Source organism: Glycomyces sp. NPDC049804, assembly GCF_040674615.1.
Taxonomy (GTDB): domain Bacteria; phylum Actinomycetota; class Actinomycetes; order Mycobacteriales; family Micromonosporaceae; genus Glycomyces; species Glycomyces niveus.
In genome coordinates this window covers 29,976-42,458 of the sequence record NZ_JBFAMQ010000008.1, presented here as the reverse complement: position 1 = coordinate 42,458, position 12,483 = coordinate 29,976, and the positions used below count along the sequence as shown (strand labels likewise).

9 protein-coding genes are annotated in these 12,483 nt (G+C 70.4%); 7 read left to right on the top strand and 2 right to left on the bottom strand.

Annotation, left to right across the window (positions count from 1 at the left end):
• The first annotated feature begins 73 nt into the window (after positions 1-73).
• The 5 genes from AB0K52_RS14800 (at position 74) to AB0K52_RS14780 (ending at position 8,510) form a co-directional block, all read left to right on the top strand.
• A complete protein-coding gene (locus AB0K52_RS14800; RefSeq protein WP_363531560.1) occupies positions 74-3,763 on the top strand; it encodes a nitrate reductase subunit alpha in 3,690 nt (1,229 codons plus the stop codon).
• Complete coding sequence (narH, locus tag AB0K52_RS14795) at positions 3,763-5,508, top strand: nitrate reductase subunit beta (RefSeq protein ID WP_363531557.1); 1,746 nt, start codon at positions 3,763-3,765, stop codon at positions 5,506-5,508. Before AB0K52_RS14800 ends, narH begins: the two co-directional genes overlap by 1 nt.
• Positions 5,505-6,128, top strand: coding sequence for a nitrate reductase molybdenum cofactor assembly chaperone (narJ, locus tag AB0K52_RS14790; RefSeq protein ID WP_363531554.1), 624 nt, complete (start codon positions 5,505-5,507; stop codon positions 6,126-6,128). Before narH ends, narJ begins: the two co-directional genes overlap by 4 nt.
• Positions 6,125-6,868 carry a respiratory nitrate reductase subunit gamma gene (narI, locus tag AB0K52_RS14785; protein ID WP_363531551.1) on the top strand — a complete coding sequence of 248 codons (744 nt, stop codon included), beginning with the start codon at positions 6,125-6,127 and terminating at the stop codon, positions 6,866-6,868. Before narJ ends, narI begins: the two co-directional genes overlap by 4 nt.
• Before the next feature lie 988 nt (positions 6,869-7,856).
• The gene (locus AB0K52_RS14780; RefSeq protein WP_363531548.1) at positions 7,857-8,510 is read left to right on the top strand and encodes a hypothetical protein; all 654 of its coding nucleotides are present in this window, start codon (positions 7,857-7,859) and stop codon (positions 8,508-8,510) included.
• Positions 8,511-8,531: 21 nt separating this feature from the next.
• Here AB0K52_RS14780 and AB0K52_RS14775 read toward each other — a convergent pair whose 3' ends face one another.
• Positions 8,532-9,341, bottom strand: coding sequence for a nucleotidyltransferase domain-containing protein (locus AB0K52_RS14775; protein ID WP_363531545.1), 810 nt, complete (start codon positions 9,339-9,341; stop codon positions 8,532-8,534).
• 170 nt (positions 9,342-9,511) lie between these two features.
• Between AB0K52_RS14775 and AB0K52_RS14770 the strand changes: the two genes are divergently transcribed.
• Together AB0K52_RS14770 and AB0K52_RS14765 are read left to right on the top strand one after the other, a co-directional pair.
• Entirely contained in the window at positions 9,512-10,759 is a 1,248-nt protein-coding gene (locus AB0K52_RS14770; protein WP_363531543.1) for an FAD-dependent oxidoreductase, read from the top strand.
• A gap of 191 nt (positions 10,760-10,950) precedes the next feature.
• The gene (locus AB0K52_RS14765) at positions 10,951-11,343 is read left to right on the top strand and encodes an Hsp20/alpha crystallin family protein (RefSeq protein ID WP_363531540.1); all 393 of its coding nucleotides are present in this window, start codon (positions 10,951-10,953) and stop codon (positions 11,341-11,343) included.
• 51 nt (positions 11,344-11,394) lie between these two features.
• On the opposite strand, the gene mgrA is transcribed toward AB0K52_RS14765, so the two are convergent.
• A complete protein-coding gene (gene mgrA, locus AB0K52_RS14760) occupies positions 11,395-12,390 on the bottom strand; it encodes an L-glyceraldehyde 3-phosphate reductase (protein ID WP_363531537.1) in 996 nt (331 codons plus the stop codon).
• Positions 12,391-12,483 lie beyond the last annotated feature (93 nt).

Here is a 12,483-nt window from a genome sequence, read left to right as displayed (position 1 = left end):
CGAAAGAACCTAATCTGGGCACCGGCTCCCGCACCAGGGGGCCGCCCGCCGCCGCGCGAAGGGAGCCAGGCGCATGCCGCGAACCGACCAGGCCGCCTCCGGCGCCGCGGACCTGCTCCTGCGCACGGGCGTCTTCCTCACCCGCAGCGAGTCCACAGAGGACATGTGGGCGGTGTTCAAGGAGGGCGGCCGCGAAGGGGACGTGTTCTACCGCGACCGCTGGAGCCACGACAAGGTCGTGCGCTCCACCCACGGCGTCAACTGCACCGGCTCGTGCTCCTGGAACGTCTACGTCAAGGACGGCATCATCACCTGGGAGACCCAGGCGACCGACTACCCCTCGGTCGGACCCGACCGGCCCGAGTACGAGCCGCGCGGCTGCCCGCGGGGCGCCGCGTTCTCCTGGTACACCTACTCGCCCACGCGCGTGCGCTACCCGTACGGGCGCGGCGTCCTCGTCGAGATGTACGGCGAAGCGAAAGCGCGCCTGGGCGACCCGGTCGCCGCCTGGGCCGAGATCACCACCGACCCCCAGAAGCGCCGCCGGTACCAGTCCGCGCGCGGCAAGGGCGGGCTCGTGCGCATCACCTGGGACGAGGCGGTCGAGATCGCCGCCGCCGCGCATGTGCACACCATCGGCGCGTACGGCCCCGACCGGATCGCCGGATTCAGCCCGATCCCCGCGATGTCGCAGGTCTCGCACGGCGTCGGCGCGCGGTTCGTGAACCTGCTCGGCGGCTCGATGCTCTCGTTCTACGACTGGTACGCCGACCTTCCGGTCGCGTCCCCGCAGGTCTTCGGCGACCAGACCGACGTGCCCGAGTCGGGCGACTGGTGGGACGCCGCGTACCTCATGCTGTGGGGCTCGAACGTGCCCGTCACCCGCACCCCGGACGCGCACTGGATGGCCGAGGCCCGCTACCGCGGCCAGAAGGTCGTCACCGTCGCGCCCGACTACAACGACGCCGCCAAGTTCGCCGACGAATGGCTCGCCCCGCACCCGGGCACCGACGGCGCGCTGGCGATGGCGATGGGCCACGTGATCCTCAAGGAGCACTTCGTGGAGGCGCGGACGGAGGCCTTCGACGCCTACGTGCGCAAATACACCGACCTGCCGTTCCTGGTCGAGCTCGTCGAGCGCCGCGGCCGCCTCGTGCCGGGCAAGTTCCTGCGCCGCGACGCCCTTCCGGGCCAGGAGCCGTACGCGGAGTGGAAGCCGGTCTTCATCGACGAGCGCACCGGCGAGCCGGTCGCCCCGCACGGGACGCTCGGCCACCGCTGGGACGAGGAGCACCCGGGCAACTGGAACCTCGACCTGCAGGGCGCGCAGCCGCTGCTCAGCTTCCACGAGGACGGGTGCGAGCGCGAGACGGTGGCACTGCCGCGCTTCGACGGCGCCGCTGCGCTCGAAGACGGCGAAGGCGTGATGCTCCGGGGCGTCCCGGTCCGCCGCGTCGAAGGCCGCCTCGTGACCACGGTGTTCGACCTCCTCCTCGCCCAGTACGGGGTGGCCCGCCCAGGCCTGCCCGGCCAATGGCCCACCGGCTACGACGACGCGTCGCAGCCGTGCACACCCGCGTGGTCCGAGTCGATCACCTCGGTCAAAGCCGACCGCACCGTCCGCATCGCCCGCGAGTTCGCCGCCACCGCAAGGGATTCGGGCGGCCGGGCGATGATCGTGCTCGGCGCGGGCACGAACCAGTGGTTCCACGGCGACACCATGTACCGCGCGTTCCTCACCCTCCTGCTGCTCACCGGCTGCCAGGGCAGGAACGGCGGCGGCTGGGCCCACTACGTCGGCCAGGAGAAGTGCCGCACCCAGACCGGCTGGGCCGCATACGCCTCCGCGATGGACTGGACGCGCCCGGCGCGGTTCATGGCCGCCACACCCTACTGGTACCTGCACACCGACCAGTGGCGGTACGACACCTACAAATCCGACGCCCTCGCCTCGGCCACCGGCCCGGGCCGCCTGGGCGCCGCCCACACCGCCGACCTCGTGGCGGCCTCGGCCCGCATGGGCTGGATGCCCTCCTACCCGACCTTCGACCGCAACCCGCTGCTCATCGCCCGGGACGCCCGCGAAGCCGGGCTCGCACCGGCCGACTACGTCGCCCGCGAACTCGCCACCGGCGACCTGCGGTTCGCGTGCGAGGACCCGGACGCGCCCGAGAACTGGCCGCGCGTGCTCACCGTCTGGCGCGCGAACCTATTCGGCTCCAGCGCGAAAGGCGACGAGTACTTCCTCAGGCACCTCCTCGGCACCCAGCACTCGGTCCAAGGCGAGGAAGCGAAACCGGCCCACCGCCCCGCCGGCGTCGTCTGGCACGGCCGAGCGCCCCAAGGGAAGCTCGACCTGCTCCTCTCCCTCGACTTCCGCATGACCAGCACGACCCTGCTCTCCGACATCGTGCTGCCCGCCGCCACCTGGTACGAGAAGCACGACCTGTCCACAACGGACATGCACCCGTTCGTGCACGCCTTCTCGCCCGCGATCGACCCGCCCTGGCAGGCCCGCACCGACTTCGAGGCCTTCCACGCCCTCGCACAGCGCTTCTCCGAACTCGCCGAAGACCACCTCGGCACCGCCACCGACCTCGTCGCCGCACCCCACCAGCACGACACCCCAGGCGAGCTCGCCCAACCCGGCGGCATCGCCCCCGACTGGAAGGCCGCCGGCATACCGCCCGTGCCGGGGAAGACCGCGCCCGCGATCATCGCCGTCGAACGCGACTACCCGGCCGTCGCCGCGAAGATGCGCGCCCTCGGCCCCCTCGCCGAGACCCAGGGCCTGCCCGTCAAAGGCGTCTCGTTCACCCCCGACCTCGAGATCGACTGGCTCAAGACCCGCAACGGCGTCGAGGTCCAAGGCCCCGCCGCGGGCCGGCCGCTCATCGACACCGACGTCAAGGCCTGCGAGACGATCCTCGCCCTCTCCGGCACCAGCAACGGGCGCCTCGCCGCCCAAGGCTTCGAACGCCTCGCCGCTCGCGTCGGCACCGACTTCGCAGCGCTCATCCACGGCTCCGCCGAACGACGCGTCGTCTTCACCGACACCCAGCGCGGCCCCACGCCCGTCGGCGCCAGCCCCGAATGGTCCGGCAAAGAGGCCCACGACCGCCGGTACTCGCCGTTCACCATCAACCTCGAGCACGACAAGCCCTGGCACACCCTCACCGGCCGCCAGCACTGCTTCCTCGACCACGACTGGATGCACGAGTTCGGCGAGGCCCTGCCCGTCTACCGGCCCCCGCTCGACATGCACCGCCTCTTCGCAGAGCCCGAGATCGGCCCCACCGGCGAGAAGGCCGTCGCCGTCCGATACCTCACCCCGCACTCCAAGTGGTCCATCCACTCCGAGTACCAGGACAACCTGCTCATGCTCACCCTCTCGCGCGGCGGCCCCAACATCTGGATGAGCCCCCGCGACGCCGCCGCCATCGGCGCCGAGGACAACGACTGGGTCGAAGCGGTCAACCGCAACGGCGTCGTCGCCGCCCGCCTCGTCGTCTCCCACCGCATCCCGCAAGGGACCGTGTACATGTACCACGCCCAGGAGCGCGTGGTCGACGTGCCGAAGACCGAGACCACCGGCAAACGCGGCGGCATCCACAACTCCCTCACCCGCCTCCTCGTCAAACCCACCCACCTCATCGGCGGCTACGCCCAGTTCTCCTACGCGTTCAACTACATCGGCCCCACCGGCAACCAGCGCGACGAGGTCACCGTCGTCCGCAAACGCACCACGGAGGTCCAGTACTGATGGCGGACAAGCGCATCGGCAAGGTCATGGCGCAGGTCGCCATGGTCATGAACCTCGACAAGTGCATCGGCTGCCACACCTGCTCCGTCACCTGCAAGCAGGCGTGGACCAACCGCTCCGGCGTCGAATACGCGTGGTTCAACAACGTCGAGACCCGTCCCGGCCAGGGCTACCCGCGCCGACACGAGGACCAGGACCGCTGGCAGGGCGGCTGGAAGCGCACGACCGCAGGCCGGTTGAAGCCCCGCGCCGGCGGCCGCCTCAAGAAGCTCGCCACGATCTTCGCCAACCCCAAGATGCCGTCCCTCCAGGACTACTACGAGCCCTGGACGTACGACTACGAGCACCTCGTCACCGCCCCCCTCGGCGACGACATCCCCGGCGCCCGGCCCCGGTCCCTCATCACCGGCGACCCCATGCCGATCACCTGGAGCGCCAACTGGGACGACGACCTCGCCGGCGGCGAGCAGCTCGGCTCCCAGGACCCGATCGTGCAGAAGCTCGGCGACAAGGTCAAGTTCGAGTACGAGCAGAGCTTCATGTTCTACCTGCCGCGCATCTGCGAGCACTGCCTCAACCCCAGCTGCGTCGCCTCCTGCCCCTCGGGCGCCATGTACAAGCGCGCCGAGGACGGCATCGTCCTGGTCGACCAGGACCAGTGCCGCGGCTGGCGCATGTGCGTCACCGGCTGCCCCTACAAGAAGGTGTACTTCAACCACAAGACCGGCAAGGCCGAGAAGTGCACGCTCTGCTACCCGCGCGTCGAGGTCGGCATGCCCACCGTCTGCTCCGAGACCTGCGTCGGCCGCCTCCGCTACCTCGGCGTCGTCCTCTACGACGTCGAACGCGTCGGCAGGGCCGCCGCCGTCAAGGACGAACGCGACCTCTACGAAGCCCAGCTCGACCTCTTCCTCGACCCCGACGACCCCGACGTCCAGGCCGCCGCCGCCCGCGACGGCATCCCCGAGCGCTGGATCGAATCCGCCCGGCGCTCACCGGTCCTCATGCTCGCCAAGCGGTTCCGCGTCGCCCTCCCGCTCCACCCGGAATACCGGACCATGCCCATGGTCTGGTACATCCCGCCGCTCTCGCCCGTCGTCGACGCCCTGAGCGAGACCGGCCACGACGGCGAGGACGCCGCCAACCTCTTCGCCGCCGTCGACACCCTGCGCATCCCGGTCGAATACCTCGCCGAGCTCTTCACCGCGGGCGACACCGCCCCGGTCACGGCCGTCCTCAACAAGCTCGCCGCGATGCGCGCCCACATGCGCCGCATCAACCTCGGCGACACTCCCGACGAGGCCATCGCCGCAGCGGTCGGCCTCACGGGCGGGGACATCGAGCAGATGTACCGCCTGCTCGCCCTCGCCAAGTACGACGACCGGTATGTCATCCCCACCGCCTACGGCGTCGATGAGGCCGACCGCGGCGTCATCGACGAGATCGGCTGCTCCCTCGACTTCGAAGGCGGCCCCGGCATGGGCGGCATGGGCGGCGCCGTCCCGTTCGGCGAGGCCTCCGGCCGGCCCCAGGCCGCCAGCGTCGAGACGTTCCACGCCCTCCGCGACCGCCAGACCAGCGACGACCGCACCGCCCCTGGACGCCGCTTCAACCTCCTCAACTGGGACGGCAACGGCAGGCCGCCCGGCTTGTTCCCGGAACGGGACCGGAAGCACAGCGCGGAACGGGACCGGAAGCACCGCCCCGACCGCGACCGCCAGGACCGGAACGAGGAGGCGCGATGAACGAGCACGCAGTGACCCGCCAAGCGGCGGCGATGCTCCTCTGCTACCCCGACGAGGCCTTCTACGAACGCCTCCCGCTCGTAGCGCAGGCCCTCACCGAGTCAGGCCATGCCGCACTGCAGGCGTTCTGCGCCTACGCCCGCGACACCGGCGAACTCGACCTCGGTGCCGAATACGTGCGCACCTTCGACCTCAAGCGCCGCCGGGCGCTCCACCTCACCTACTACACCGACGGCGACACTCGACGACGCGGCCACGCGCTGGCCCGGATCAAGGAGATCTATGCGGCCTGCGGATGGCGGCTCGACCCCGGCGAACTCCCCGACCACCTGGCGGTGGTCCTCGAATTCGCGGCCAGAGGCGATGCCGCCCAAGGACTGCGGCTCCTGCGAGCCTTCCAGCCCGGCATCGAGCTGCTCCGCGCCGCCCTCCACGAATCACGCAGCGCCTACGCCGCTGTCCTGGACGCCGTGGCCGCAACCCTCCCGCCCTCCGACGAAGCCCGCCGCGAGGCCGCGCGCCTGGCCGCCGCCGGACCCCCGGCAGAGGACGTAGGACTCGACCCGTACGGCCGCACCGTGCCCTTGGGCATGCCGGTGGCGATGGGAGCCAGGCGATGAGCCCGACCACGGTCGACTACCTGCTCTGGGGCGCGCTGCCCTACGTCGTGCTCGCCGTCCTCATCGGAGGCACGATCTGGCGCTACCGCTACGACCGCTTCGGCTGGACCACCCGATCCTCCCAGCTCTACGAATCGAGACTCCTCCGCATCGCCAGCCCGATGTTCCACTTCGGGCTCCTCGTGGTGATCATCGGCCACGTTGTCGGCCTGCTGATCCCCGAGTCCTGGACCGACGCCGCAGGCATCACCGACGACCAGTACCACCTCACCGCCCTCACCCTGGGCGCGATCGCGGGCGCGACGACCCTCGGCGGCATCGCCCTCCTCATCTACCGCCGCCGCACCACCGGCCCGGTCTTCAGCGCCACCACCGTCAACGACAAGCTCATGTACCTCGTCCTCGTCGCCGCCATCCTCGCGGGCCTCACCACCACCCTCCTCTCCGCCGTCGCGGGCCTCACCGGCGCCCACGAGACCGACTACCGCGAGACCGTCTCCCCCTGGTTCCGCAGCATCTGGATCCTCCAACCCGACGTCACCGCCATGACCGCAGCCTCCGGATCCTTCAAACTCCACGCCCTCATCGGCCTCGCCCTCTTCGCCCTCTTCCCCTTCACCCGCCTCGTCCACGCCTTCAGCGCCCCCGTCTGGTACCTCTTCCGCCCTTACGTCGTCTACCGCACCCGCGACCCCGAGCCCACCCCGGCGACCCGTCCGACCCGCCGCGGCTGGACCTGAACGCCACTGCCGGGGGAACCGCGTCACTCATTCCTCGACGCCTCCGCATTCGTCCAACGCGATTTGCACGCGATGGGATGCGGGTGCACGAGCGCTACTTCAAGGGCCGCACGCGGTCCTGCGCAACCGCGACGATGGGCCGCTTTTCGGCGGGCTTGTGCGCGTGCGCAATCGGGGCCGCTACCTCTGGGCGCATCCCCGCTTCGAAGCCGAGCTCAACCCCGGCTTGCCCGAGATGGGCGATGCCGGCTGACTCATTCTCGGTCGGATCCGCACCTCCTTTCGCTGTTGCCGTTGCCAGGTCCGCAATCGAAGCGCCGAAGCGTCGATCTACCGGTCAACGGGGGTCGCCGGGGCACCGCGGTGCACCAGCCGGATAGGGGCGGCTCCTTAGCCTGCCAAGAAATTGCAGGCGGAGGAAGCCGAGCTACCGCGCTTCGGGCGTCGCGGTCAGCCGGGTCCTCACATGCCCGGCCTGGCGTTGCCGTTCGCGCCGGCGGCCTTGCTGTCTTGCCGTGTGTGCCTCGTTTCGGACACTGCCTCCGGTCGAGGTGATCCCGACCGGCGATCTCCCACCCAGCACGCCCCCGAGAGGCCGTGGTCCGCTGTGGATCCCGATAGCACCAAGAGACTGAGACCAGCCCGTTCGCAGGCGCTGGTCTCGGAGAACCGTCCGGTTTGCGTTTCGGCCAGAGGCTTGGCTCAGTCTGCTTGCACCTACTCGACACCTGTACGTTTTCCGTATCCCTGTGCGTATATCAAGTGTCCCGCAGTCAATGCCCAGTGTCATCACCCGCAGGGGCGCAAAGCTCTCACATTCGCCCAATCCACTGCGGCCCAAGAGAAAACAGCCGACCGTCGTCCAAGCGACCTTGTCGCCGCCTGCTTGAACCTGAACCGAATCCGACCCGGCCCAGCAGTGCCGGGCGTGCGTCGGAGAAAGGCATCATGAACCCGTCACTCACCGATACGGCAGGAGGAGTCCGGGATGTCGAGCGATGAAGACCTCCGAAACCGGCTGCGGCACGTCTACTGGATCGGAGGCGGCAGCGGGGCCGGGAAGTCCACGGTCGCAAGGCGGTTGGCGGACCGGTTCGGGCTTCGGTACTGCGGCACCGACGAATCGATGCAGGACCACGCCCGGCGGACCACCGCCGTCGAAGCACCCCTGCTCCACGAATTCATGGGGATGGGCATGGACGAGCGCTGGGTGGACCGGTCGCCCGAGACCATGTACGAGACCTTCCACTGGTTTCAAGGGGAAGGCTTCCACCTGATCGTCGAAGACCTGCTCGCGATGCCGCCCGGCGAGGGGATCGTGGTCGAAGGGTTCCGGCTCCTGCCGTCGCTCGTCGCGCCGCTGCTCGCCGATCGGAGGCGGGCCGTGTGGCTGCTGCCGACCCCGGACTTCCGGGCGTTCGCGATCGAGGACCGGGCCAAGCAGGCCGGGCCGCCCGGGTTCGTGCACCGCACGAGCGATCCCGAACGCGCGGGCCGCAACATCGCCGAGCGCGACCGGTACTTCGTCGAGCGTCTGCGCAGCGAGACCCGTGAACTCGGGCTGCAGGCGATCACCGTCGATGCGGCGGTTGGCGAGAGCGAATCCGTCGACCGCGTGGCCGAGCGCTTCGCTCTCGCCTGACCCCTCGAGAGATCGCCCGGGCTAGAAGCCGTCGCGCTCGCGCCAGTGGCGGCGGTGTGCGTCGACCGACCAGGCGGAGATGCGGTCGGCGTCGGCCTCGGCGGGCAGTGGCGTCGCGCCGGATTCGAGCAGCCCGACGATGCGCGTCCGCACGGCGTCGATCTCGGCGAGCACGTCGCCGACGTCCTTGACACCGCCCGATTTCACGTGGAGGACCCGTTCGCGGTCGGCCTCGGGCATGGGCAGCGTGAGCCGCCCGTGCTCGGCGATCTCGAGGCCCTGCAGGCCGAGGCGGAGCGCGTGGGAGGCGTACTTGACGTCGTACCCGTAGCGCTCGACGAGTTCGGGCCGATTCGGCACCGAGCTCTGGCGGCCGCGGCCGAGCAGGCGGTCGGTCTGGCCGTCGAGGTAGCCGATGAAGCGCTGGACGGCGTACCGCGAGAGGAACGCGGGCGCGAGCGCGCGCAGTTCCGCGCCGAGGTCGGTGACCGTGTAGACCGAGGCCGCAGGGGCGAAGAGCGGGAGCAGGATCGTGGGGTTGCCGGCGATGGCGAGCTTGAGGAACTTCCGCAGCGAGTACATGACGAGGTCGGTGTCGCCGTGCCCCGAGCGGTGCCCTTCGGGCTGGGTCCGCCACACGTAGTGGTCCATGGCGCCGCGCACGCCGATGACGCGTTCGGGCGGTTCGACGAAGACGCCCATCTCGTCGTGGTCGTCGGTGCCGGCGATGGCGATGCCGTGGAGGCCCGAGCCGACCTCGGTGCGCAGGATCTCGCCGGCGCGGGCGATCGCCGCGTCGCCGTGTTCGGTGTGGAGGAGTGTCTCGGTCATGCGGCCAGCTTGCCAAGTGCGGGCCTGTGGCGCGAGTGAGATTCGCGCCCGCCGGGGGATTGCGCGGCCGGGAGGCGGGAATCCGCTGAACGGTCCCGGTCGCCCTCGATCGCGGGAACAATGGGCCGGGCCGGGCGTGACCAGCCTCGTCGACGCGTGGGGAGACGCAGATGAACAGCGCACCGTACAAGGAGTCGTCGAGCCGGGCGCCCTTGGTGATCGTCGGGGGCGGCCTGGCCGCCTCGAAGGCCGCGCAGACGTTGCGCGAAGAGGGGTTCGAGGGCGACCTGGTGGTCGTCACGGGGGAAGCGCACCGGCCGTACGAGCGGCCGCCGCTGTCGAAGGACTATCTGCGCGGCGAGGTCGACCGGTCGAAGGTGTTCACGGTCGAGGAGGACTGGTACGAGCACAATGTGGAGCTGCGCACGGGCGAGCCGGCGACCGGACTCGATCCGGCGCGGCGGCGGCTGACGCTGGCCGACGGCTCCTCGCTCGACTACAAGAAGCTCCTCATCGCCACGGGTTCGAGCCCGCGGCCGCTGCCGATCCCCGGCGCGGACCTGCAGGGCGTGCACCTGCTGCGGACGGTCGAGCAGTCGGATCTGCTGCACGCCGCGATCGAGAAGGCCGAGCATGTGGCGATCGTCGGCGACGGCTGGATCGGCATGGAGGTCGCCGCCTCGGCTAGGCAGCTCGGCCGGGAGGTCACGGTGTTCGGGCTCGGCGCGCAGCCGCTCGAGCGGGTGCTCGGCCCCGAGATGGGCCTGGTCTTCGGCCGCCTGCACACCGACCGCGGCGTGGAGCTGCTGCGGCGCACCCAGGTCGCGAAGATCATCGGCGAGGACGACCGCGCGGTCGCGGTCGAGACCGAGGACGGGCGCAGGGTCGACGCCGACGTGGTGCTCCTCGCGGTCGGGGCCACGCCGAACACGGGCCTGGCCGTGGAAGCCGGGATCAACTTGCGCTCCAAGGAGTTCGGAGGCGGGATCGCGGTGGACGGGACGCTGCGCACGAGCGGCCCGGACGTGTGGGCCGCCGGCGACGTGGCGAGCATCCCGTCCGTCCGGTACGGACGTCCGATCCGGGTCGAGCACTGGCAGACCGCGCTCGACACGGGCCCGCACGCGGCGAGGGCGATGCTCGGGGACGAGACGCCGTACGACAAGCTGCCGTACTTCTTCACCGACCAGTACGACCTCGGCATGGAGTACCTCGGCTTCGTCGCCGGGCCGGACGCCTACGACGAGGTCGTGGTCTCGGGCTCGGTCGAGTCGCTCGAGTTCGCGGCGTTCTGGACGAAGGCCGGGCGGGTGCTCGCGGGCATGACCGTGAACACCTGGGACCGGATGGCCGAGGTCGAAGTGCTCATCCGAGCGGCTGAGCCGCCGAGCACGGAGGCGCTGCAGTCGTTCCGCTGAGCGGTCCGAGTCTCGCGATCCGCGTCGAAAGGCAACTGAATGTGAGGACTCGTTGACGTGCAGTTTCAGCGGCCTGTCTCCCGGGCATCCCCGGCGAGCGCGGCGCCGAGTGGTGCGCGCCGCTCCACGAGGGGAGACCAGCGATGACACATCTGCCCGTGCGGCGGGGCCTGTCGGATCCGATGCATCTGATGGACGACTTCACCGCCTACATGAACCAGGTGATGGGCCCGTACTTCGCGCCGCTCGAGTCAGCGGAGGGCGCGTGGGCGCCGTCGGCGGACGTGAGCGAGAACGACGAGGCCTACCACGTCGACATCGACCTGCCCGGTGTCGAGAAAGAGGACATCACGGTCGGTCTCGAGGGCCAGGAGCTCACGGTGACCGGCGAGTCCAAGAAGCTCGAGCACATGGAGGGTTCGACCCGTCGGGCTGCTCGGAGCGTCGGGAAGTTCGAGTTCGCCGTCCGGCTGCCGCACGCGGTCGACTCGGCAGCGTGCACGGCCGAGTTCAGCAACGGCGTGCTGTGCATGACCCTCCCGAAGACGGCGACCGGGGACCACAAGACGATCGAGGTCAAATAGGCGGCGGCCGCCCCGCGCCGCGCGCGGGGCGGCCCGCTTGAACCGGTGGCGCTAGCCGACCGCGTAGGTGTCGATCGCGGCGAGTTCGTCGGCGGTGAAGTCGAGGTTGCCGAGGGCGCCGACGTTGTCTTCGAGCTGCTTGACGCTTGAGGCGCCGATGATGACGCTGGTCATGCGCTCGTCGCGGAGCGCCCAGGCGAGGGCCGTCTGGGCCAGGGTCTGGCCGCGCCCGGCGGCGATGTCGTTGAGGGCGCGCACGCGCGCCATCTTCTCCTCTTCGAGCGCGTCCTCGTTGAGGAAGACGCTGGTGCGCACGCGCGAGTCCTCGGGGATGCCCTCGAGGTACCGGTCGGTGAGCAGCCCCTGCGCGAGCGGGCTGAAGACGATGCAGCCCGCGCCGACCTCGTCGAGGGCGTCGAGGAGGCCGTCGCGCTCGGTCCAGCGGTTGAACATCGAGTAGGACGGCTGGTTGATCAGCAGCGGCGTGCCGAGGTCCTTGAGGATAGCGGCGGCCCGGCGCACCTGCTCCGAGTTGTAGTTCGAGACGCCGACGTAGAGCGCCTTGCCCGAGCGCACGATCGCGTCGAGCGCGCCCATGGTCTCCTCGAGCGGGGTCTCGGGGTCGGGGCGGTGGTGGTAGAAGATGTCGACGTAGTCCAGGCCCATGCGGGCGAGCGACTGGTCGAGCGAGGAGACGAGGTACTTGCGCGAGCCCCAGTCGCCGTACGGGCCGTTCCACATGTGGTACCCGGCCTTGGACGAGATGACGAGCTCGTCGCGGTAGGGCCGCAGGTCGTCGGCGAGGATGCGCCCGAAGTTCTCCTCGGCGCTGCCGGCGGGCGGGCCGTAGTTGTTGGCGAGGTCGAAGTGGGTGACGCCGAGGTCGAACGCGCGGCGGACGATCGCCCGCTGGGTCTCCAGGGGCCGGGTGTGGCCGAAGTTCTGCCACAGGCCGAGGGAGATGGCGGGGAGCTTGAGGCCGCTGCGGCCGGAGCGGCGGTACTGCATGGTCGTCTCGTAGCGGTCGCCCGCGGGAAGGTAAGTCACGTCCTGCAGCCTATCCGGTCCGGCAAGCGTTGTATCCGCTCTGGTCGGCGCTCGCGGGCCGCGCATCGGGAAGGTGAACGCCAGGTTGACGGC

Coding starts and splice junctions, on each gene's coding strand:
- AB0K52_RS14800 (WP_363531560.1), top strand. CDS start 74: ATGCCGCGAACCGACCAGGCCGCCTCCGGCGCCGCGGACCTGCTCCTG.
- narH (WP_363531557.1), top strand. CDS start 3,763: ATGGCGGACAAGCGCATCGGCAAGGTCATGGCGCAGGTCGCCATGGTC.
- narJ (WP_363531554.1), top strand. CDS start 5,505: ATGAACGAGCACGCAGTGACCCGCCAAGCGGCGGCGATGCTCCTCTGC.
- narI (WP_363531551.1), top strand. CDS start 6,125: ATGAGCCCGACCACGGTCGACTACCTGCTCTGGGGCGCGCTGCCCTAC.
- AB0K52_RS14780 (WP_363531548.1), top strand. CDS start 7,857: ATGTCGAGCGATGAAGACCTCCGAAACCGGCTGCGGCACGTCTACTGG.
- AB0K52_RS14775 (WP_363531545.1), bottom strand. CDS start 9,341: ATGACCGAGACACTCCTCCACACCGAACACGGCGACGCGGCGATCGCC.
- AB0K52_RS14770 (WP_363531543.1), top strand. CDS start 9,512: ATGAACAGCGCACCGTACAAGGAGTCGTCGAGCCGGGCGCCCTTGGTG.
- AB0K52_RS14765 (WP_363531540.1), top strand. CDS start 10,951: ATGGACGACTTCACCGCCTACATGAACCAGGTGATGGGCCCGTACTTC.